This is a genomic window from Enhygromyxa salina, assembly GCF_002994635.1.
GTDB lineage: Bacteria > Myxococcota_A > Polyangia > Nannocystales > Nannocystaceae > Plesiocystis > Plesiocystis salina_B.
Genome location: NZ_PVNL01000011.1, coordinates 42,061 through 64,406, shown reverse-complemented (window position 1 = coordinate 64,406; position 22,346 = coordinate 42,061). Strand labels below are relative to the sequence as shown.

General features: G+C 67.5%; 18 protein-coding genes. 9 read left to right on the top strand and 9 right to left on the bottom strand.

What is annotated here, in order from left to right; all coding sequences use genetic code 11:
• Both ENSA7_RS02180 and ENSA7_RS41980 read right to left on the bottom strand, forming a co-directional pair.
• On the bottom strand, nucleotides 1-2,082 hold a 2,082-nt coding region (locus ENSA7_RS02180), incomplete at its 3' end, for an isochorismatase family protein (protein ID WP_106087522.1).
• A gap of 85 nt (nucleotides 2,083-2,167) precedes the next feature.
• Entirely contained in the window at nucleotides 2,168-2,374 is a 207-nt protein-coding gene (locus ENSA7_RS41980) for an MYXO-CTERM sorting domain-containing protein (protein WP_146157234.1), read from the bottom strand.
• Nucleotides 2,375-2,561: 187 nt separating this feature from the next.
• Between ENSA7_RS41980 and ENSA7_RS02175 the strand changes: the two genes are divergently transcribed.
• A complete protein-coding gene (locus ENSA7_RS02175) occupies nucleotides 2,562-3,989 on the top strand; it encodes a CotH kinase family protein (RefSeq protein ID WP_181232967.1) in 1,428 nt (475 codons plus the stop codon).
• Between the two features lie 12 nt (nucleotides 3,990-4,001).
• On the opposite strand, the gene ENSA7_RS02170 is transcribed toward ENSA7_RS02175, so the two are convergent.
• Nucleotides 4,002-5,255, bottom strand: coding sequence for a hypothetical protein (locus ENSA7_RS02170; protein WP_181232965.1), 1,254 nt, complete (start codon nucleotides 5,253-5,255; stop codon nucleotides 4,002-4,004).
• 170 nt (nucleotides 5,256-5,425) lie between these two features.
• The gene (locus ENSA7_RS02165) at nucleotides 5,426-6,457 is read right to left on the bottom strand and encodes a penicillin-insensitive murein endopeptidase (protein WP_181232963.1); all 1,032 of its coding nucleotides are present in this window, start codon (nucleotides 6,455-6,457) and stop codon (nucleotides 5,426-5,428) included.
• Between the two features lie 86 nt (nucleotides 6,458-6,543).
• On the opposite strand from ENSA7_RS02165, the gene acs reads away from it, so the two are divergent.
• Nucleotides 6,544-8,514, top strand: a complete 1,971-nt coding sequence (acs, locus tag ENSA7_RS02160) for an acetate--CoA ligase (RefSeq protein ID WP_106087521.1) — start codon at nucleotides 6,544-6,546, stop codon at nucleotides 8,512-8,514.
• Between the two features lie 47 nt (nucleotides 8,515-8,561).
• Complete coding sequence (locus ENSA7_RS02155; protein ID WP_146157230.1) at nucleotides 8,562-9,329, top strand: hypothetical protein; 768 nt, start codon at nucleotides 8,562-8,564, stop codon at nucleotides 9,327-9,329.
• Here ENSA7_RS02155 and ENSA7_RS02150 read toward each other — a convergent pair.
• A complete protein-coding gene (locus ENSA7_RS02150; protein WP_106087514.1) occupies nucleotides 9,326-10,660 on the bottom strand; it encodes a zinc ribbon domain-containing protein in 1,335 nt (444 codons plus the stop codon). The genes ENSA7_RS02155 and ENSA7_RS02150 overlap by 4 nt on opposite strands.
• A gap of 61 nt (nucleotides 10,661-10,721) precedes the next feature.
• Here ENSA7_RS02150 and ENSA7_RS02145 point away from each other — a divergent pair, with 61 nt between their 5' ends.
• The gene (locus ENSA7_RS02145; protein WP_106087513.1) at nucleotides 10,722-11,396 is read left to right on the top strand and encodes a matrixin family metalloprotease; all 675 of its coding nucleotides are present in this window, start codon (nucleotides 10,722-10,724) and stop codon (nucleotides 11,394-11,396) included.
• A gap of 36 nt (nucleotides 11,397-11,432) precedes the next feature.
• Here the strand turns inward: ENSA7_RS02145 and ENSA7_RS02140 are convergent, their stop codons facing one another.
• Entirely contained in the window at nucleotides 11,433-12,185 is a 753-nt protein-coding gene (locus ENSA7_RS02140) for a DUF2914 domain-containing protein (protein WP_106087512.1), read from the bottom strand.
• Between the two features lie 414 nt (nucleotides 12,186-12,599).
• Between ENSA7_RS02140 and ENSA7_RS43040 the strand changes: the two genes are divergently transcribed.
• A complete protein-coding gene (locus tag ENSA7_RS43040; protein WP_106087511.1) occupies nucleotides 12,600-13,070 on the top strand; it encodes a serine/threonine-protein kinase in 471 nt (156 codons plus the stop codon).
• Nucleotides 13,071-13,468: 398 nt separating this feature from the next.
• Here ENSA7_RS43040 and ENSA7_RS02125 read toward each other — a convergent pair whose 3' ends face one another.
• Both ENSA7_RS02125 and ENSA7_RS02120 read right to left on the bottom strand, forming a co-directional pair.
• Nucleotides 13,469-14,224, bottom strand: coding sequence for a hypothetical protein (locus ENSA7_RS02125; RefSeq protein ID WP_106087509.1), 756 nt, complete (start codon nucleotides 14,222-14,224; stop codon nucleotides 13,469-13,471).
• 137 nt (nucleotides 14,225-14,361) lie between these two features.
• Nucleotides 14,362-16,020 carry a DUF4215 domain-containing protein gene (locus ENSA7_RS02120; protein ID WP_181232961.1) on the bottom strand — a complete coding sequence of 553 codons (1,659 nt, stop codon included), beginning with the start codon at nucleotides 16,018-16,020 and terminating at the stop codon, nucleotides 14,362-14,364.
• 125 nt (nucleotides 16,021-16,145) lie between these two features.
• Between ENSA7_RS02120 and ENSA7_RS02115 the strand changes: the two genes are divergently transcribed.
• On the top strand, nucleotides 16,146-17,228 hold the full coding sequence (locus tag ENSA7_RS02115; protein WP_244923688.1) for a hypothetical protein: 1,083 nt from the start codon (nucleotides 16,146-16,148) through the stop codon (nucleotides 17,226-17,228).
• Nucleotides 17,229-17,230: 2 nt separating this feature from the next.
• Here the strand turns inward: ENSA7_RS02115 and rarD are convergent, their stop codons facing one another.
• Nucleotides 17,231-18,130 (bottom strand): EamA family transporter RarD, encoded by a 900-nt coding sequence (gene rarD, locus ENSA7_RS02110; protein ID WP_106087507.1) that lies wholly within the window; start codon nucleotides 18,128-18,130, stop codon nucleotides 17,231-17,233.
• A 235-nt stretch (nucleotides 18,131-18,365) separates the two neighbouring features.
• On the opposite strand from rarD, the gene ENSA7_RS02105 reads away from it, so the two are divergent.
• The 3 genes from ENSA7_RS02105 to ENSA7_RS02100 are packed head-to-tail and all read left to right on the top strand — an operon-like array spanning nucleotide 18,366 to nucleotide 22,302.
• Nucleotides 18,366-19,379, top strand: a complete 1,014-nt coding sequence (locus ENSA7_RS02105) for an Rpn family recombination-promoting nuclease/putative transposase (RefSeq protein ID WP_106087506.1) — start codon at nucleotides 18,366-18,368, stop codon at nucleotides 19,377-19,379.
• Between the two features lie 46 nt (nucleotides 19,380-19,425).
• Nucleotides 19,426-19,569 (top strand): hypothetical protein, encoded by a 144-nt coding sequence (locus ENSA7_RS43035; RefSeq protein ID WP_181232959.1) that lies wholly within the window; start codon nucleotides 19,426-19,428, stop codon nucleotides 19,567-19,569.
• Between the two features lie 21 nt (nucleotides 19,570-19,590).
• A complete protein-coding gene (locus ENSA7_RS02100; protein ID WP_106087505.1) occupies nucleotides 19,591-22,302 on the top strand; it encodes an ankyrin repeat domain-containing protein in 2,712 nt (903 codons plus the stop codon).
• The last annotated feature ends 44 nt before the right edge of the window (nucleotides 22,303-22,346 follow it).

Below are 22,346 nucleotides of genomic sequence, written 5' to 3'. Positions count from 1 at the left end.
CAGCTCCCCCGCGCTCGCCCCCTTCTGATCCATCAGCGGCAAATGCAGCACATCAAACCCCTCACCCCGATACGCCTCGATCAAGCCCGCCACCCCATAGCCCTCGAGCTCCGCCTGCGGCACCAGGCAAACGACAGCGTCGACACCAGCCTCCCGCAACGATCCCAGATCCTCACGAAGGTCCCGCCGCCAATCACGGCGCCCCGGCAGCACCGTCAGTCCCACGCGGCCACCCCCAACCCCACTAGCATCCAAGAAATCAACCCGTAGCCGCGTCGAAGCCGTCAGCGTCGCCCGAACCTGGTCCACACACCGCGCCGCCGTATACAGCGCCCACTTCAGCTGCAGTGGCGTCGGCTCGTCAAACGACAACGTGTGCCCAGCGTAGCGCAGCATCGCCACAAACAGCTGCAGCGGCGCGCGGTCGGAGTGCACGAGCCGTCGGTAGTATGACCGCAGCATCCGCAACGTCGCCCACGCTCGCACCATCTGCGGCAGCTGCGACGGACACTGCTCGGGCAGCTCGGCCCACAGATCCTGCACCTCCATCAGCGCATCGGTCAGCCGAAACGCCTCGCGCAGCTCATGCTCTGTCTGCACCGGAGTAAAGATGTAGAGCAGATCGTTCTCCATCTTCACCAGGTCCATGAGCACGTGTGCCCGCCGGGTATGGAAAAAGTCGATCAGCCACACATTGTCATGGCCATCGAGCACGATGTTCTGCCCGTTGAGATCCCCGTGCACGTGAGCTTGATAAAACCGGTCCTGCGCGCGCGCGGGCAGCTGCGCGAGCGTGCGCGAGTAAAACACCGCCGGGTTCGAGACCTCCACGCCCTCCGCGACCTCCACCGTGTCACCCAGCACCTCGTGTCCGACAATCTGCTCAACGCTGCGCTGGACCCCGGCCGCCCGCTCCGGCGAGAAAAAGTAGTGCTCCAGCAGGTCCCCCGACTCCAAGGTCGCGGCCTTGTACAGCCGCATGAGCTGCTCACCGTACACAGTATCAATAACCTGCTCGACCTTCTCGAGCGAGATTCCGCTCTGGTACTCCTTCTGAAACGTAGTCGTGAAGCTCCCACCCATTGACGCATAGCGATACTTGATCGCCCCGCGATCGTCGAGATCCGCGAAGTCGCTGATCTGCGGCGCGTTGTTACCCAGCACATTCTGGATCTGCTCGAAATTCGTTCGCTCGCGCCCCATCTTGGCTTGCAGCCCGATCTTGACGACATGGGGGACCTGCTCGTGGCCGTGCAGATCGACGCTGGTGGTCCCTGCCACGAGGTTGCCCGAGAACCCGCCGCCAAGCAGCTTCAGCGTGACGGACCGGCAGTCGCGGAACAAGAAGCGCAGCAACATCGCGTCGCTGTGGTCGAGCGTGGCCTCACCCGCGTCGATCGTCGGGTACTTCTCGTGAAGCCCCAGCAGCGGCGCGTTGGTGGTGTCGCCGCCAAGCCAGTCGATGAACTCACCGACCGAGTCGATCACCTGGACCCCAATGATCCGATCGAGCTGGCCGAGCGCCTGAAAGTGGTGCTGGCGCGAGGACGAGGCGGTGAGCGCCGAACACACGGCGATCTCGAATTCGGGGAACCGGGTGCGGATCTCGTAGGCCAAGAACAGCACCTTGGCCTCCGTCCAGACCCCGGTCAGCCCCACCCGACACGATCCGTGGCCATAGGGCGCGAGCACCTCGGTCAGCCCCGTACCCTCGAAGTCGTTGAGCGTGACCGAGTTGATCACCGCGATGTCCTTGGCGTGACGGTCGGGCTCGGTGAACGCAAACCGAGCGCCCTGCGTGTCGCGAATACAGTGCTCGCCAAATTGGGCCAAGTGCGAGCGCTGCTCGGGCTGACTGGGATCGTGCCAGTCCCGGATATGCACGACACGCACGAGCTCGTCCGGCTGCGCATACGCCCACTGCATCATGCGCTCGACCGGACCCTCGGCCGGGATTTCCCCAAGCAGACGCAGCGCCTCGGCGTGCCCCACATGCAGCTGGTTTGGGATCGGGTCAAACCGCCCGATCGGCTTGACGAAGTCGTTCTGCAGGCACTGCGTGATCAATAGGCTGGTTGGCATGTCAAAAAGCGAACAGGGGGTAAAAGAGAGAGCGAAGCGTTCCCCCCGGCGCGTCGGGTTCGACTGGGGGTAGAAACACCCTGTCTCAGTCTCCTCGGGCTCCCAAGACGCCGCGGCGGCGCAGCCCGAGCGCGCCCGCGAGCCCGACCAACGCGAACAGAGCCGCGCCTTGCCCGACTTCGTCCTCGACGCTGCAGCGGTTGCATCCACCCGAGGGCGCGATGTCAGCGAGCGCGAGCGCGGGCGCGAGCAGCAACAGAGCGAGCGTGAGCGGGGCGAGAAGACGATGCACACCCCATCATAGCCTGGCAACGGGGGAGGTGGCGTGCGTGATCTGCAGCTGAGCTGCGAAAGCTGCCGACCCCAGTCGGCCCACGTCCCCGCTCGGCCAGCGCGGCCCGAGATCGGTGCTCCACGCGCTGGCATGGAACCTGCTGTGTGGCCTACCGATGCAACTCACGCGGCTCTGGTCCTTGGCCTTGCTCACCTCTACCTTGACCTTCGCCTGCGGTGACGACCCCGGGGTCGCCGACGCGGACAGCTCGAGCGGGACCGACGGGACCGACGAGACCGACGGGACTGACGGCGGCGCTGGTCTGTGTGACGACGACCCCGCGGAGCTGGTCCGACCCAGCGGGTGGGGCCGCGAAAGTCACTGCAAGGGCGCGACGCCCGACTATGACCGACTGTTCGACGATACCAAGGTCCAGCGGCTCGACCTCACGATCGCGGCCACGGACTACGCCGACATGCGCTCCGATCTCGTCGAGGCCGCGGCCAGCAACAACTGGGACGTCGACCCGATCTATGTCCCCGCAGACCTGAAGTACGACGGCAAGACCTGGTGGCAGATCGGCGTGCGCTACAAGGGTAACTCGTCGCTCCACTCCGCGGTCAATCAGGGCATCGACAAGCTCTCGCTGCGCTTCAAGTTCGACGAATACGAGCAAGCCAACCCCGACTTGCTCGACCAGCGCTTTTACGGGTTCAAGAAGATGACCTTCTCGAACGGCTTCAAAGACGCCTCCCTGATCCGCGATAAGCTCGGGGGCGACATCTTCCGGGCCGCGGGCGTGCCGGTCGCGCGCTCGGCGTTTGTGCGCATTTACGTGGACGTTGGCGACGGGCCGACCTACTGGGGCCTGTACACGATGATCGAGGACCCCTCGAACAAAATGCTCGACAGTCAATTCGCCGATGCCGGCGGCAACCTGTACAAACCCGACGGCGAGGGCGCGAGGCTCCAGAGCTTCGACGAAGCCAGCATGATCAAGAAGTCCAACGAAGAGCTGGGCGACTACACGGACGTGCAAGCGTTGATTAGCGCGCTCAATGCTGGCTCGGGCGAACAGTGGCGCGCCGAGCTCGAGGCGGTCTTCGATGTCGAGGGCTTCTTGCTGCTGCTGGCGGCCAATCAGTCGATCGTCAATTGGGACAGCTACGGCTGGATGACCCACAATTACTATCTCTACGCCGACCCCTCGGACGGGCTGTTCAAGTGGATCCCGTGGGACCTCAATGAGTCGCTCCTGATCCAAGGCGGCGGTGGCCCTGGCCCCGGCGGCGGCGGGCCGGGGGCGGGCTCGGACTCGGTGCTGCTCGAGGAGATCAGCGCACAGTGGCCAATGATCCGACAGCTGCTCGATGACGAGGTCTACAGCGCCACCTACCGGCAGAACCTCCTCGACCTGCAGACCGGGGCCTTCGATCTGGAGACCACCACTGCGCTGGCGCAGCGCTATCACGATCTGATCGCGCCCTACGTCGTGGGCGCGGACGGGGAGCAGCCGGGATACACCTTCCTGAGCAGCGACGCGGCGTTCGAGAGCTCGATCTCGGGGGGCAACAACGCGATCGCGGACCACATCGCCACGCGCCACGCGGACGTGAGCGCGGCGACGAACTGATCCACAGACACCTCAATCGGCGATCAGGCTGCGCAGCTGCTCGGTCCTGAGCTGCACGCTCAGCGGGATCCCAAGCTGCGCGTAGCGATCAGTCTCAACCTCGAGGATCTGCTTGCCGTCGGCGCCCCACGGCCTGACGCTGGGCTTGCTCAGCAACACCACGCGCGAGACCTCGACGTTGGCGGCGCTGATCTTGGCCTGAAAGTCGGCGATATAGGGCACCGCGGGGTCGCCCTTACCGTGGCCGTCGGTGCCGCCGTTGACCCATAGCCACAGCTGGTGACCGCTCGAGCCGCGCGGGACCAGCTCCTCGAGCAGCGCGATCGCTCGCTGGTGCTCGGTCTCGAACCGGAGATCGTAGCGCTCGACCGCGAGCGGACCGTCGAGCAGGCGACGGCCATAGACGACGCGCCTGGTGATCGCCAGGGCCTCCGGCGCGAGCTCCCGACCCCACACGCCCAGGCCCTTGCCCTCGTCGCGCAGCTCGTGCTCGTTGGGGTTCTCCACGAAGATCGGGATGATCTTGTCGCGGCGTAGCTCGACACCAAAGTAGCTGCGATCCGAGGCGGCGATCCACTCGGCGCCAACCTGCGCGACCGCCTCGGCGCCGCGTGGGGCCGCGGCGATCATCGCTTGGGCCGCAGCGGCCAACATCTGCATGGAGACCCGGGCGTTCTCGATCTGGATCCGCGCGCTGGCGTCTGCGCCTACGAGCGGCCGGGTCGCGTCGCCAAACAGCCGCTCACTGACGGGAAACGAGCCAAAGTACGCGTCAATGTTGGTGCCCGCCCACGCGGCGTCGTCGTCGAGCGGCGCGGTGCGTGGGGCGGTCAGCGGGCGCGAGGCGAGCGTCTCCGCGACCGCGACGGTGACCCAGCTCGGCGAGATCATGAGCGCGCGCGGTCGCTGGGCGACGGGGTGATCTTGCTGCGAGAACAGCGAGTCACGCAGCACGACCAATCCGCCGACCCCCGCGGCAAACCGTCGCCAATCCACGGCGGTCTCGTCGCCTGAACGAAACAGGCCGGCCGCGTCTGCGTCCCCACGAAAGTGCTTGTTGTTGCCTTCATAGACCAGGTCGGCGTAGCGGGGGCGGATCGGCAGCGCGGCGCGAAGCAGCAGGTGCTCGTAGCGCGCGGGCGCGTCGAGCCGCTCGCTGGGATCGACCGTGGGGGTGCCGGGATCGTCGACTGGGGGCGGCTCGACCTGGGCTTCGGGAGTTGGGGTCGCCGCCGCCGTCGGGGTCTGGTCGGTGGGTGAGGCCACCGTCGTCGTGGGCTTGACTCCCTCACCCGCGGGCGGCGTGACGCTCGTGCAAGCGCCAAGCAGGATGGCCAGCCACGCGATTGATCGTGAACGATGGCGCGAGGAGCTGACCGGCATGGTCCTGTGTTGCACGCCTCGGGAGGTCGTGTCGAGTCGGATGGTCGCAGCGGCTATTTGCAGCCGTCGTCGTCGGGCGTGCAGGCGAAGCGCACGTGGATGTGGTCGTCGTGCTTGGGCTCGTGACGCACGATCCCATGCGCGGCGTAGGGCCCATCGGGATACTGAAACACGTCGACGAGCTTGGCCTTGGACCAGCCGTCTTTTCGCGCGGCCGCGTAGAGCCAGCCCTGCAGCTCGTAGTCCAAGAAGATCTTCTCCACGCCGCCGTCGCGCCCGGCCGTGCGCACGAAGCTGACCAGCAACGCCCAGGTCGCGGCCGCGTCGAAGTTGCCCTTGGTCGCGACCACGAACTCGCTCGGATACCCGGCCGGGACCTTGCGGTAGTACAGGCCCACGTCGATGTCGCGCCCGGACTGGTGCGAGTGGTGGCCCGAGAGCGACCCGCCGTCTTTGTCGGACAGATCACCGATCGCCAGCCGGTGCAGCTTGGGGAACGAGGCGCGTGCTTCGGCCACCGCGTTGACGGTGTGATCGATGACGTGCGCCGCCGCCCAGGTCCGGTCGACGCGACGCCGATAGTAGGCCGAGCTCTGCGGCAGCTGGGTCGGCTGATGCAGCCAGCCGTGCCCGGGTCGGCCGCGGCTTTGGCCCACCAGCAGCCGCACGCTCCGCTTGGCCTGGCCCGGCACCCGCAGCTGCTGACCGATCTTGATCAGGTTGCCCTCGAGGTCGTTGAGCGAGCGCAGCTCGGCGACGGTGGTGCTGTGTCGGCGAGCGATCGAAGAGAGGCTGTCACCGGAGACGACGATGTAGCTACGACTGGTGGCGCTGGGCCGCGCCGGACCCCCAGCGCAGCTCGACAGGTCCAGCTGCCGACCGACCACGATCGGAGCGTCGCGGTCCAGCTTGTTGGCCTTGCGCAGCTGCTCGATGCTGCAGCCGTTGTCCTCGGCCAGCTCCCACAGGGTATCGCCCTGCTGGACAATGTATGCCTGCGGCCCCGCCCACGCTACCGCGCGAGGCCCCGCGAGCGCCACGAGGCTCGCCAAGCCAACGAGCGTGATCAGCTGCAGCCGACGCATGGACCCACCCTCCATCAACCCGCGGGTCCGCGCAAATTTTTGGCACGCGGTGGAGTCGCGCGCCCTGATCACCGAACATGGTCGGGATGAGCAACCCCGACCGCCCCGACATCTTTGACGTCGCCGACCGCGTTCGCGCCGGCAGCACCTCACAGATCCAGGACATGGCGTCCTACCGGGAGCACTGGTCCCGGGCGCAGGCCGACCCGTCGGGCTACTGGCTGGCCCAGACCAAGCAGCGGGTTCACTGGCGCAAGCCGCCGACGCACGGGCTCGAGGGCGACTTTTACTCGGTCCGCGACCAGTCGATCTCGTGGTTCGGGGACGGTGAGCTCAACGTCAGCGAGTCGTGCCTGGATCGCCAGCTCGAGCGCCGCGCCGACAAGGTCGCGATCTCATGGGAGGGCGACGAGCCCGGTGACGTCCGGTCGCTGACCTACGCGCAGCTGCACGAGCAGGTGTGTCGCTGCGCCAACGCGCTCGCCGAGCTCGGGCTCAAACCTGGCGAGCGGGCGATCATCTACATGGGCATGGTACCCGAGGCCGCGATCGCTATGCTGGCCTGCGCGCGGCTGGGCGCCGTGCACTCCGTCGTGTTTGGCGGGTTCTCGGCCGAGGCCGTGCGCGACCGGGTCCGCGACTGCGGGGCCTCGATCGTCATCACCCAAGACGTCGGCAAGCGCGGCGGCAAGAACATCCCGCTCAAGGCGACGATCGACACCGCGCTCGAGGGTGAGCGCGGAGTCGAGGCGGTGTTGGTCTACCAGCGCGATCCCTCGGTCACCGTCAACATGCAGGCGGGCCGCGATGTCTGGTGGCACGAGCGGGTCGACGCCGCCAGCCCGGCTCGCGAGGCCACGCCGCGCAACGCCGAAGATCCGCTGTTCGTGCTCTACACCTCGGGCTCGACCGGGCAGCCCAAAGGCTTGGTGCACAGCTGCGGGGGCTACCTGACCTGGGTCGCCTACACCCACGCGCTGACCTTTGATCTGCGCGAGCACGACGTGTACGCGTGCATGGCCGACATCGGCTGGATCACCGGGCACAGCTACATCGTGTATGGCCCGCTGTGCAACGGCGCGACCAGCTTGATGTTCGAGTCGATCCCGACCTACCCGGACGTGGATCGCTACTGGGACATGGTCGCGCGCCACCAGATCACCGTGCTGTATACGGCGCCTACGGCGATTCGCACGCTCGCTGCCCACGGTGAGGCGCCCGTGCGCAAGCATGATCTGTCCTCGCTGCGGGTGCTCGGGACCGTGGGTGAGCCGATCGACCCGGTCGCGTGGCGTTGGTACTACGAGACGGTTGGCCAGGGTCGCTGCGCGATCGTGGATACCTGGTGGCAGACCGAGACCGGCGGGCACTGCATCACGCCGATCGCCCCGGCGACCCCAGAGAAGCCGGGCTCGGCGACCTTGCCGATGCCCGGGATCATCCCCGCGCTCGTCGATGACGCCGGCCGGGAGATCGTCGGACCGGGGCAGGGCAGGCTGTGCATCGAGCACCCGTGGCCAGGCCTGGCGCGGACCGTGTGGGGGGATCACGCGCGCTACGTCGCCACCTATTTCTCGATGTTCGAGGGCCGCTACTTCACTGGCGATGGCTGTCGGCGCGACGCCGACGGGTACTACTGGATCACCGGTCGGGTCGACGACGTGCTCAACGTCTCGGGGCACCGCATGGGCACCGCCGAGTTCGAGGCCGCGCTGATCGCCATCGACGACATCGCCGAGGCCGCGGTCGTCGGCTATCCACATCCGGTGAAAGGTCAGGGCGTGTACGCCTACGTAGTCTTGCAACCTGCCTGTACGGATGAGGCCGGTGCGATCGAGCGAGCCCACGCAGCGGTGCGTAGCTCGATCGGCGCCCACGCTCGGATCGATCGGATTCAGATCGTGCCAGGCCTGCCCAAGACCCGCTCTGGCAAGTGCATGCGGCGAATCCTCCGCAAGATCGCCGAGGGTGAGCCCGACAAGCTCGGTGATGTGTCGACGCTCGCCGACCCTTCGGTTGTCGAGGTGATCGTGCGCGGGGCGGAAGCGCTCGGTTAATCCCGTCGAGCCGCTCCCCGCGGTGATTGGCTGTTACATTTGTTCGGGTGCGCGGGGTCGGAGAGCGTTTGCGTGAGGCCTTCGACGGTCTGGTGAGCGAGCGCAAGCTCGAGACGCCCGACGAGCTGCATGCCTCGCACGACGTCGTCCAGTCGCGGGTGTGGGTCAGCAGTCAGCCCCGGCGGCCGCGCGAGCGGCTGCGGATCATCTCCAACATCCGCGAGAATCCGGCCGCGTCGGTCGGCAACATCGCGCGGCCAGCTGCGCTGGGCACGATGCTCGAGGGGGCGATGGCGTTCGCGCTCGACGACGTGATCGACCGCCGCTGCGAGGGTCTGGAGATCCGGCTGCTGACTGATGGGTCCGCCACGATCACCCATGGCGGTCCCGGCTTCGATCCCGATCGCGCGACCCGGGGGCTGCAGCGGTGGCCGTGGCTGCGCCGCTCGACGGCCGGGCAGGTCATGCTGACCCAGAGCCTGGCGGCGCCCGTGGTCACCTGCGCGCTCAGCCACTGGTGTCGGATCGAGATCTGTCGGGCCGACGGTGTCTGGCACCAGGCGTTCTACCGCGGCGAGGCCGAGTGCCCGCTGACTCGGGATCCGCCCAAGCCCGAGCTGCCCACGCGTACCCGCGTGTGGTTTCGGCCGGACCCGGAGATCTTCGGCGACCTCTCGTTTTGTGTCGATGATCTGTACATGCGCGGGCTCGGGTTCCTGATGGAGCTCGCGCAGATCGAGCTGCAGATCTTCGACGAGCGCAGCAACGCCCCGCCGCTGATCATGTACGGCACCGGCGGCCTGAGCCGGCGCTAGTCATCGTCGAGCTCGTCGAGGTACGCGGAGCCCTTGCGGTAGCGCAGCTTGTCGCCGATCAGCACCCCGACCACGCCGACGGCCCCCCACGAGAACAGCGCCAGCACCTGCATGCGCATCAAGAAGATGAAGCCTGCGTCGCTGCCCCCCAGATCCCCCAGCGCGATCATCACGACGAAGGTTGCGAGCAACCAGTTGATCGGGACCAACGCGCCCGCCGAGGCCCGCGAGCCTCGCTTGACCAGGAAGGTCAGCAGCAGCGGCGCCCCGAACATCAGGGGGGCGGTCACGGCCAGGTAGCGCCACTGGGCGACGGCCCAGAACGTGAAGTCCTTCGCGGTCATCGAGGTCACGAAGATCGTGAAGCTGTCGTCGCCCCGCGCGGCGATGCAGGCCTTCGACATCTGCCCGTGGCACTCGAGCGCGAACCCCAGCGGCTCACGCAACAACCCGACGATCAACGCAAACGCGATCGACGAGCCCAGGGCCACGAGCATCACCCATGGCCACTGCACGCCGTCGCGGTCTTGCTCGGCGTCGCACTTGGGGCACCGAACCGGGGCCGTGGGGCGCAGCGAGTAGCGGCTGTGACAGTGCACGCAGGTGGCCTTCCCGGTGATCTGCTCTTGCGCGATCCAGCCGGCGAACGCGAACAAGATCGCGGTGAACAACATCAAGAGCAGCAGCTGGGTCAGCAAGATCGGCGCGGGCCCTCGCATCACGAAGCCGTCGCCGGCGATCCACAGGTCGCTGCGCAGCCGCCCCCCCGCGGCCCGGGCCATGAGCAGCCACAGGACGAACTGCACGAACACGCCGGCTGTCGCGCCGAGCACGACCTCGCGTAGGTACCGGCCCGCGAACACGATCGAGGCGACCAGCCCCGCCAGCCCAAACGCCAGCGCCAGGCCGAACACCTGGGAGAGATCGGCCTCGGATGCCAAAACCTTGATCTGGACCGGGCGCTCACCCTCGAACCGGAGCACCTCGGCGACCCCGAGGTGCATCGACAGCCCCGTCACCCACGCCAGCAGCACCGCGCCGACACAGATCCCGGTCACGGTCGCGACCACGACCCCGTGCAGCTTGCGGACCGGCGCGGTCGAGCGCTGCGCCTGGGCCAGCGGATCGAGGACCCGACCGCAGCTCTCGCAGGCGCTGGCGCGCGCAGGATTCTCGGTCCCGCACTCCGAGCAGAACACCGAGCCGGCCATGATGTTCACGATGCCGCGCATGCCGGACTCGCTGTCGAACGAGTCTGGCGAGACGGGTTCGTCCTCGGGGACCGTCTGGATCTCCTGCTCGTCCTCGGGTGCGTCCCCACGTTCTCGCATCGGCACGATGGTAGCGCAGTGAGGCGCCCGCGTTCGGGGACGGGCGGGTATAACCCCGGTAGTGCTCGGTCTGCTCATGATGCTGCCGCTGGTGCTCGGTGCCCAGCAGTGTCCTTCGGTCCTGGATCCCGCGGTCGAGCCGCGGCTGGCCTGCTTCATCGACCGGGTCCCAGGCTGCCCGCCGGACCGCCGCTACTGTGTGGGGCTGCAGCTCCACCTCGCGGACGGGGCCGAGCAGTCGCCCGCGTGGATGGCCGCCGAGGTCGAGCACGCGCTCGAGCTGTTCGCGCCCGCCGACGTGGGGTTCACGGTCGTGGGCATCGACGCGATCTCGGCCGATTTCGCGGTCATGCAGACCGCGGCGCAGCGCGACGAGATCGGTCGGCGGCAGTTCACCCGGGGGGTGATCCACGTGTACCTGGTCGCCCAGCTCGACGACGTCGACGTGCCGGGGGCCCAGATCCGCGGCGTCCACTGGCGGCAGCGCAGCAACACCGACAAGCGCTGGATCATCCTGTCGCAGATCGGCTCCAACGTGGTGATGGCCCACGAGCTGGGCCACTTCTTTGGGCTGCCACACTCGCGCTACACCGACAGCATCATGAACAAGCGTCCGCGCGAGCAGCCGGCCTGGGACCAGCGGGTGTTCGTCCCGCAGGAGCTCGAGATCGTGCTGAGGCAGCGTGACGCGATGATTGGGGATGGCTCGCTTGTGTCGATCGACGCCAGCGAGTGACTCGATCGACGCCGAGCGATCCCGACCCGCCCGCGCTCACTTGACGGTGAACGTGACCTCGCCCAGCACGGTCTCGTCCTCGGTGGTGATCGTCGCCGTCCACTCGCCCTGGTAGCCGTTCTTCTTGATCGGCAGATAGCTGCGGGTCAGGTACGCGTGCATGGCCTTGACGGTGACCGTGCTCTTGCGCGACCCGTGACCGCCGATCTTCGCCCACGTCACCGTGAGCGTCTCTTCGGCGTCGGCGGGATGCACGATCCGCAGACAGATGTTGACGCGGTCGTCGACCTCGACGTCGAAGGTGTCGGTTGGCTCGACACAGCGGCTCTTCTCGAACCCGCGACCGACGACCATGCTGTCGAAGTGGATGCCGTTGGTCCCGATGCCCCCGACCGGTGGCCCGTCACCCTTGGCGTTGGGCAGGCTCTTGAACGCCTCGGCGTTGGCCGCCGGGGTCCCGGGCCGAATCACGGCGTCGCTGCGGATGTCGGCGTCGGGAGGCGGCGCCCAGTCTGCCGGAGCCTCGCCGGCTGGCTCGGTCGGGGCCTCCCCCTCGGTTTCCCCGTCGGCGACCTCGGGAGCGAGCTCCTCGACGGGCGCGTCTGCGGGATCACCCTCGGGCTCGACGCTCGACGGCGGCGGGGCGACAGGCGGCTCGACAGGCGGCTCGACTGGCTTGGCCTCGGGCGCAGCGGCCGGGCCGTTCTGAGCCGCGGGCGTCTTGTTGGCGGCCTGCTTGTTAGCGGCCGGGTCGGCTGGTGCTCCACATGCCAGCGTGGAGAGCAGCACACACGAGAGGACAGCGATTGACGTTCTCGACATGCGTGATGGTCAGCCCTTCGCGACCAGGCGTCAACTAGATCTGACCTTGGCGTGTAATAGGTTCACGGTATGACCGACAGCAGAAACAAGCTCATTCTCATGATCGCGGCCGTTTCAGCAGCAGCGTTCTCGTTGCTCAGCTTCGGTAGGTCAATTCGAGCGTGGCTGACCTTGCGTGCGCTGCCCGACGGGGGCGATCCCGAGCCAATGCGCATTCGAGGTCGGGCCTATCTTTGGGTCTGTTCGATCTGATTGCTGGCGTGTCGCCACAGCACGACGTGTGAGCTCAAACCCCATGACGCTGCGTTCATGCTAGCGCGGACGGAGTTCTTGGCGGGTCGAGTCCCGCGACAGCGGTCGCATCCAAGGTAGAATCTGCTCATGTCGACGGACCTCGAGCTCCTGGATCGTTGGCGTGCGGACGATCAGGAAGCCGGAAATGCGCTGTTCAAGCGCCACTTCGCGAGCTTGTATCAATTCTCGTTTTGTGTGGTCGCGTGCGAGCTGCTCTATGGTCGACGGCCGTTCGCGGGTGACAGCCTCGATGAGCTCGGCGCAGCCGCGCTGAGCGGCGAGCTCGTCGAGCTCGTCGACCGCAAGATCCCACGATCCGTCCGCGCCGTGCTGCTGCGCGGGCTCGCGGCTGATCCGGCTCGGCGCTTCGTCGACATGCCCGAGCTGCTCGCCGCGCTCCAAGCTGGGTTCGAGCGTCGCGGACGTCGACGGCGATGGCTGCTCGGCGCCACGCTCGGCTGCGCGATCGCAGCGCCTCGACGTCGTAGACCGAGACGACGTTGGGGTGAGTCAGCTGCGCGAGCGCCCGCGCCTCTGCGATCAGCCGGGCCTGCGTGAGCGCAGGGCTGGCGCTGACTCGACGCAGGTCCACGACCTTGATCGCGACGCGGCGGTCGAGCTTGGGATCGTAGCCGCGATAGACGATGCCCATCCCGCCGACGCCAAGCCGAGACTCGACCACGAAGCGTCCGATCGAGACGACCGGCGCGCAACCGAACAACACGCCCGAGACCGCCGCGGCGACGCGCTCGCGATCGAGCCCGTCGTCGCGCGGCCGCAGCTCTTCCATGAGATCATCGAGGCTCGCGTTCATGCGGAGGCGTCTCCCGATCGGGACAGGAGCTCGGGCCCGACGGGGTATAGCAACTGGACGGCGGTTCGTGTGCACGGTGGCGACGGGGCACCAGCTTGGGTGCCCCCGCCGCCCGCGAGGATGGGTCGCTCGGCGTGCGCGATCAGTAGTAGCGGACCTTGACCTTGTTGAACTTGATCGCCTGGATCCGCGTGTCGTCCTTGGGGTTGTTGTCCTTGCTGATGTCGTCGCCGCCGGTGTCACCGACGATCGCAAACAGGCTGACCGGGCCGTCGGCCTCGGGGTGAACGATGTGCACGTGGTTACCCTCGAAGTTGATCGCCCCAGCCGCGCTCTCGAGCGTGTTGAGCAGGTCCCGCGCTCGGCGGACTTCGCTGGTGTCCGCGGGACGGCCGGCCAGCATTCGCTCGGCGTCGAACACCATGTTGACGAGCTTCTCGAGCTCGGTGATGAACTTCTTGAAGTCCTCGCCGGGGCCGAGGATCTGGAAGCCCGCCGACCGGCTGGTGAACACGACCTGCGAGTAGGTCGGGCTCTCGATCCGCTCGATCCGCTTGCCGCTCGGCGCGGTAAACACGGTCCGATCCCACCTGGCCTCAGTCGTCGAGCGGTCGCCCTTGGTCTCCGTCGCCTTGAAATAGACCTTGGCGATGATCGAGCGGCGGTCACCCGAGAGCTCGAGCTTGACGCTGCTGATGATGTCGGGACCGTTGCCACCGAACTCGCGGTCACCCCGGAGCACGGCCGTGGGGACCAGCGGAGTCTCGATGTCAGTGAGCTCGATCTCGGCCGAGCTTGGCGCGAGCGCGAGCGCCTCGGTGGTGGTGCCAAAGGTGCCGAGGGCGAGACCGTAGGTGAGGCCGGACAGCGCGGACGCGAGAATGATCTTCTTCAACATGGTTGGGTTCCTGAGTTGGTTGCGGGGACAGCGGCCAACGGTGCCGCTTCGGACCCGGTAGAGATCCGACCCCCCGCAGCGTTCCCAACTTTTTCGAACGCCGTCGGGCCGGGGCCGAGCCCGCCCACTTGGCCGATCTACTGCTGGAAACAGTAGATCGGCATCGGGATGTCGCAGGTCGCCACGTTGCAGCTCGACCACGACCCAACCTGCGAGGTCGTGCGCCCGATCGTCCCGAACGAATTGGGGCTCGAGGACGTGAAGTTGTTGCAGTTGCTGGCGCCCGAGCTCCCGCTCGACGTGGCGCCCGTGCGGGCCAGTCGCACGCTGGCCTCACAGCCGCCGCTGGTGTTGCCGGTCAGCCCGCCGAACTCGTTGCGGGCCATCGCAAAGTTGAGTGAGCCGTCGATCAGGTCGTTCCAGTTGAGCGCCACGAGGTGTCCGTCGGCTGTCACGTAGGGCACCGTCGACAGCACGAAGCGACTCGCCGGGGTGCCCTGGGCGGTCGCGATCCAGGCCTTGTAGCTGCCGGGCAAGTTGCCGGCCGCTGCGCGGGCGTTGCAGATGTTGTCGGCGCCAGCGAGCCCTCCGACGTTGCCGGTGTGCATCGTGCTGGTTGCGAACGCCAGCCGCACCTCCCAGGTACAGCCGGGTGAGCACAGATCAAACGCCATGTTGTTGCCGTCGTCGCACTCTTCGCCGAATTGCAGGAGCCCATCGCCGCACACGGGCAGCGTGCAGGTGTTCGAGCAGCCGTCGTTGTTGACGTTGTTGCCGTCATCACACGCCTCGACGCCCTGCTGCACGTAGCCGTCCCCGCACACCGCGTTCATGCACGCGCCCACGCACGCGTCGGTGTCGAGGTTGTTGGCGTCGTCACACTCCTCGACGCCCTGCTGCACATACGAGTCGCCGCACACCGCGTTGGTGCAGGCGCTCGTGCAGCTGTCGGTGTTGATGTCGTTGCCGTCGTCGCACTCCTCGACGCCCTGCTCGACGATCATGTCGCCACAGTTTGGCAGCTGACACTGGTTGGTGCAGGCGTCGCCGTCGATCAGGTTACCGTCGTCGCAGCCCTCGATGCCCAGCAGCACGAACGCGTCGCCGCAGGTGGCCGCGACGCAGTCGATGCAGTCGTCGGAGTCGATGTCGTTGGCGTCGTCACACTCCTCGACGCCGGCCTGAATGATCAGGTCGCCGCAGGTCGCCGCCGTGCACATGTTGGTGCACGCGTCGCTGTTGTCCATGTTGGCGTCGTCACACTGCTCGAGCGGCTGCACGATGCCGTCGCCGCAGGTCTCGATCAGGCAGCTGCTCGAGCAGCCGTCGCCGTCGATCATGTTGCCGTCGTCACACGCCTCGACGTCGGCCTCCACGAAGGTGTCGCCGCAGATCGAGATCGTGCATGTGTTGGTGCACTCGTCGGTGTTGAAGAGGTTGCCGTCGTCGCACTCCTCGTCCGGGTCGGTGTTGCCGTCGCCGCACGACCACGTTGGCGGATCATCACCGTCGCCGTCGCCCGCGGTCTCGCTGTGGTCACCATCGCCGTCGCCGTTACTGTCACTGGGACCGCCGTTGTCGTTGTCGTTGCCGGTGGGATCACCGTCACCATCACCGTCGCCCTCGGCCTCATGACCACCGCTGCTGCTCCCCTCGTTGGGGCCATCACCGTCTCCATCGCCATCACCCGACGTCGTTGCTGGGCCCGAGGTCCCGATCACATCGTCGACACAAGCTACGGGCAGCGAGCACAGCAAGCAGGCACCGAGCACGGAGCCAAGGTGGGTTTTAGGCATCGGAGCAGTGGAGCCGAGTTCCTCGAGCGCGTCCAGCGAAATGGCGAGCGCGAGCTGAAACATCGTGGCGCGAGGTCTGGCGACACCTCGCTCGGGGCCATCGATCCTGCTAGCCTCGAGCGGCGATGAGCTCTCCTGGCGACAAGTCTGGCGCCCGACCTAGCGCCAAGCCTGGCGCTGAGGCTGGCGCGAAGTCCCGCTACATCGTCAGCGGTTGGTACGACTGGGTGTTCTTCTTGCTCCCGCCGATCCTCGCCTTGTTCGTGGGCATGGGGATCTCGGGCACCCCCTTCGCCGACGATCCCTTCACCTGGTGGGGCTGGGAGGTCACCTGGTCTGGCCTGCTGATCGGCGTGTTCATCCACGCGCACCTGATCTTGGTGTTCGTGCGCAGCCACGGCAACAAGGACATCTTCAGGCAACACAAGCTGCGCTTCGTGGTCGTGCCCGTGCTGCTCTATGCAGCAATGGTCAGCTCCAACTACGTGCTCTACACCTGCTCGGTGATCGCCACGTTCTGGGACGTCTACCACTCCGGCATGCAGACCTTCGGCTTTGGTCGCATCTACGAGTCCAAGGCCGGCAATGAGCCCACCCGCGGTCGCAAGCTGGACTGGGCGCTCAACCAGTTGCTCTACGCTGGCCCGATCGTCGCGGGCGCGGTCATGATCGACCACTTCGAGGACTTCAACGAGTTCAGCGATGTCGGGCTGATGTTCTTCACCAAGATCCCCGCGTGGATGGACGGCAACCAGGCCTATTTTACCTGGGCAATGTTGGGCGGCGGCGCCGGGTTCTTGACCTACTACCTCTACGCGCAGTTCGAGCTCCACCGCGCCGGCCACACGGTCTCGTGGCAAAAGGTGTTCCTCTACGTCACCACTGGCGCGACCTCGCTCTACACCTGGGGCTTCAACAGCTGGGGCGAGGCGTTCTTCATCATGAACCTGTTCCACGCGCTTCAGTACTTTGGGATCGTGTGGGCGACCGAGAACGAGAACATGCAGCGAACGCTGCGGGTCGAGGGCAAGCCGATCGGCAAGTGGCTGACGCTCGGGCTGTTCGTGGGCCTGGCGCTGCTGTATGGGACGTGGGTGCAGTACATGGATCCCGGCGTCCACATGTGGTGGGCGCTCACGCTGTTGGTCTCGCTGATGCACTTTTGGTACGACGGGTTCGTGTGGTCGGTGCGCAAGCAGCAGGTGTGAGCTCAGGGGCGTGCGGGTAGCTGTCGGCGGCGCTGCAGCATCAGGTCCAGGGCGAACAGCGCGACGCCAGCCCAGATCGCTGCAAACGCGAGCGCGTGCGCGCCCGTGAACACCTCGTCAAACACCAGCACCGCGAGCAAGAAGTGCGAGGTCGGCGTGATGTACTGCATGAACCCCAGCGCATACAGAGGCAGACGACGCGCAGCGTTCGTGAACCACAACAGCGGCACCGCCGTGATCGGCCCGGCCGCGAGCAGCAACGCCGTGGTCCGCAGGTCGGGCCCTGCGAAGTGGCCGGACCCGTCAAACCCAAGCCACGCGATCACGACCACCCCGGGGATCGCCAGCATCCCGGCCTCGATCGTCGAGCCGGGCAGGGGCTCGACCTCGATGGTCTTGCGCAGCAGCCCGTACAGCCCAAACGCGCTCGCCAGCACCAGGCCGATCCACGGGAACTCGCCGGCCTGCCACAGCAACACGATCACGCCCGTCGCCGCCGCGAACACGGCCGCCCACTGCAGGCGACGCAGCCGCTCGCCGAGCACGACCATGCCCAACACCACGCTCACGATCGGGTTGAGGTAGTAGCCAAGGCTCGCGTGCAACACCCGATCCGTCTCGACCGCGAGCAGGAACGTGAACCAGTTGATCCCCAGCAGCGCGGCCGAGAGCGCCAAGCCGCGGCGCTTGCGGGGGTCGGCGAGCACCGGGCGCAGCTCGCCGAGGCGACCGCGCGCGAGCAACAGCGCAGACATGACCACGACCGCCCATACCACTCGGTGGAGCAGCTGCTCGCCCGCGGGCACGTGGCGCAGCAGCCTCCAAAACAGCGGCAGCGCGCCCCACAGGCCGTAGGCCGCGAGCGCGAACGAGTACCCGGTGCGGTCGTGGGGCTCCGACACGTGGGGGCGGACTGTCGCATGTCCGCGTGGACGTGTCCCGAGTCAAGGTTGGTCGGCGGCAATGACCTGCGCGAGGGCCCAAAACAGGTGGCCCGGATCTGGGCCACGGGGCGCGGGCGGGCTCGTCGAGCACGAATTAAAAGTGCCACACGAGGCCGCTGACGGGCAGTTTGATCGACCGCGAGCGACGCCATGCACGAGTCGTCTCGAGCCGCGCTGCTAGGTTCTGCCGGCCATGACAACACGACCCCACGACGCCCTGTTCAAGTCCGCCTTCGAGCTCCCCGAGCACGCTGCGGCCCTGTTCTACGCGATCCTTCCCCCGGAGCTGCGCGACCTGATCGCCTGGGAGACGCTAAAGCTAGAGGCAGGCACGTTCATCGGCACACAGCTGGGCGATCGCCACAGCGACCTGGTGTTCTCGGCCACGCTGGGGGGCAAGCCGGTGCTGCTGTACCTGCTGCTCGAGCATCAGAGCACCAACCACCCGTATATGCCGCTGCGGATGCTCACCTACCTCGGGCTGGCCTGCGAGCGGCACATCAAGAAGAAGAAGGGCGGGCCGCTGCCGTTGATCATCCCGGTCGTCATCAGCCACGCACCGGGGGGCTGGACCGCGGCGACGACATTCGGGGAGCTGTTTGATCCGCACCCGGCAAGCGTGCCGGGGGTTGCCCGGCTGATCCCCAGCTTTTCGTTGTTGATCGAGGACCTCTCCACCCGCACGGACGAAGACCTGCGTGATTGGGCGCAGTCGGCGTTCCCTCAGGTGGCGCTGTGGCTGCTTCGAGATGGCCGGGACGGTGAAGAGCTGCTGCGAAGCTTCGACCAGTGGGCGGCGGCGTTGACCTCGGTGATGCAGGCGACCAACGGGATGGAGGCGGTCGCGCAGTGTCTGCGCTACATCGCGTTGGTCAGCGGGAACGTGACGTTCGAGAACTTTCGTGCCAAAATCCGGGAGCAGATCCCCGCCGCCGAGGAAGTCGCCATGACAATCGCAGAAGAGCTACACCAAAAAGGATTGAAGACCGGTCTGGAGAAGGGCCGGGAAGAAGGTCGGCAAGAAGGTCGGCAAGAAGGTCGGCAAGAAGGTCGGGTGGGGGTGCTCGGGAAGCTCTTGAGCCTCAAGTTCGGTGGGATGCCGCCGGAGTACGCGGCGCTGATCGAGGCGGCGACCGACGAGCAGCTCGAGCGGTACATCGAGCGAATCCTGACCGCCGACACGATCGACGCGGTCTTTAGCGACTGACGCCCCTCGAGGTTCCCGGCGGACCCCAAGAGTCTTCGGTGTCGTCATGACAATCGCAGAAGAGCTACACCAGAAAGGCCTGAAGATTGGCTTAGAGAAGGGTCGAGAAGAAGGCCGACACGAAGCCCGGGTGGGGGTGCTCGGGCGAATCCTGACCGCCGACACGATCGACGCGGTCTTCGCCGATTGACGTTCTGGCGATCCAGCCCACGTGTCCGAGGAGTTCGACTTCGGCCTGCGACTCGCCGAGCACGAGCGTCGGTTCTTGCGACCTGCTCGAGTCGACCTCGGCGAGCTAGCGACGGCGATCGGCTACCGCGGCACAAATCCAGGCGCGGTGGTGTGGGCCCGAGCGATCCAGGCGGGAATGATCGAACCCAGCTGGGCAGACGATCCGACCCGTCGGTTTCGGGCTGCCCGTGGGCAGCCCGCGCTGCCGGTCCCCGCCACGGCCCAGGCTGCGCTGTTGCTCGCCAGCGATCCAAGCGGTCTGCTCGCTGCCGAGCGACACGCGAAGGTGTTGGTCTCGCGGTTCGAGGCGTGGGGCTGTCCATCCGCGACCAAGGTGGTGTGGCGTCTCGCGGGCAATCCCGTCGGCCCGAGGGGGGCCCGGCCGCGCACGTTCGGCGCGCTCGCGCCAGCGCTCGCGCGGCTGCGCGCGGTGCTGGGCGGGACGCAGCGCATCTACGAGCCCGCGCATCCGCACCGTCGGTTTCAGGTCGTGGTCGACGCGCTGCATGGCGTGCGGCGCTGGCAGCTGATCGCAAACTCGGAGATCCACGCGCACGAGCAGAGCCTGCTCGGCGGACCGCTCCCCGCAGCGCTGCGCGGTCGGGCGTTCGGTGAGCTCCCGAACCCGCTCGAGCCATGGCTGGCGCTGGCGTTGACCGGCTACTCGCTGTGGGGCGTCCGCGTCGAGGGCCAGGCGTCGCCCACGATCGAGCTCGCGGCGCCGTTCCCCGCTCCACGCGGCGCCCCCCCAGCCAAGGCGCGCGACCGTGGTCGCGTGGTGTGGTCGCGGCGCTTAACGGCGCTGCGCCTCGCCTGCGCGCGTGGGGATCTCTCCACGCTGCGCCGCGGCCTGCCGCTGCTGCCCGGTGACGATGAGCCCGAGCAACCGCGGCTGATCCACTTTGCCAGCTACGGCGGACCCGAGGTGCTTGCGCTGCTGGCCGAGCACGCTGCTGGTCAGCTCGATCTCGAGGCCCGCGACCCGCTGGATCGCACGGCGTTGATGCTCGCGGCCGGGCTCCCCAGCCAGGGTCCCGCTGGCGCCGCGGCGGCCGAGATCAGCGTGCCGATCAGCGAGCTCATCGGTGCGAAGGCGTGCGAATGGTTGCTCGCCGCCGGGGCCCAGCGCGAGGCGATCGACCATCGAGGTTGGACGGCCCTGCACTGGGCGGCCGACGCCTGCCGCCTGCGCTGCGCCGCGAGCTTGATCCAGGCGGGCGCCAAGCTCGACGTCCAGGATCACCGCGGCCGCACACCCTTGATGCTCGCGCTCAGCCGGGCCCCCATGGTCGAGCTCGTCGACTTGCTGCTGTCGGCGGGCGCCGACGCGGACGCGCGCGACCACCATGGCTGGAGCGCCCTGCACTACTTGGCCGCGAGCACTGCAGGTCGGCGGCATCAGGCGCTCGCGCGTCGGCTCGTCGAGGCCGGCGCGCGGCCGAGCCGAGATCGTGCAGGTCGCTCGCCCGCGCAGCTGTGCGTGTGGCAGGGCGTCGAGCATGCCGACGGCGGCCCCCTCGATGCTCAGATCGCGGTCGCGTCGGGCCCCGGTGCGCCGAGCTTGGCGATCGAAGCCACGCTGGTCGAACGCCTGCTCGACCAGCTGGCGCCCGACCCTCCAGATCCCACGCAGCCGGTCACGCGCGGGCCGAGCCACACCGACGACTGGATGGTGTGGGCGGACTGGCTGCAAAGCTGCGGAGATCCGCGTGGTCAGCTCGTCGCCCTCTCACTCGCGCGCGCACGCCTGGGCCAGCGCAAGCAGCAACACATGGCCCGCGAGTACGCCCGAGTCGAGCAGGCCGCCGCCGCGGTGACGCGCATGGGGGTCGAATGTGCAGACCCGCTCGCCCCCGTGCGCGCGAGCCCAATCAAGCTGACGTGGACGCATGGTTTCGTGACCGCCGCCCGCCTGTCGACCACAGGCTGGCGGTGGCCGGACGAGTGCCACCACCTCGCGCGAACCGTGACCGAGGCCGCGCTCGCGCTGCTGGGTCACGAGCCACTGCTGGCCGAGCTGCACCTGAACCTCGCCAACCTCGGCACCCAGCCCGTGGTTGGGCTGCAAACGCTCGACGCTCCAGCGCGGCTGCGTCGGCTGGTGCTCGAGGGCTTGCCACCGCAGCTGCCCGAGCTCGGGTTGCTGCGCGACAGCTTCCCCGCGCTGCGCTCGCTGTGGTTGGTAGGCTCGAGCAAGATTCACTCGGGCTCGCTGCGCTGGCCTGGGCTCACGCACCTGCGCCTGCGCCACGGCAGCACCTCGGAGTGGGCGCAAGGCTGCGTCGGGCTCGCGCTCTCGCTGCCGGACCTGACTCACCTCGACCTCGCGCTCCCGTCGGGCAGCCGCACCAACACCGCCGAGATCGATGGAGCCGCGCGCACGCTGTCGGAGATCCCCCGCTTGTCACATCTGCGTGTCGGACCAATGACCGCCGACTTCACGGCCGCGATCCTAGTGTGTGCTCTAATACAGCGGCTGCGCACGCTCGAGTTCGTTGGCGTGCGGGGTTCGGCGCTCGAGACCTTGCTGCATCACGCTGAGCACCTGCGCCAGCTCGAGCGTGTGCGTGTGTCGATCACCCCCGCGGTCGCGCAGCAGCGTGGGGCCGTGCTCGTTCAGCTGCGCCAGGCGCTGCCCAAGCTCGAGCTTCATGCGGCCGCGGGTACGCCTGGGCCCTTCGCCAAGTGGTGACCAGGCAATTGACATGCGCGGCGTCTTCGCGCCTCATTGCCCAC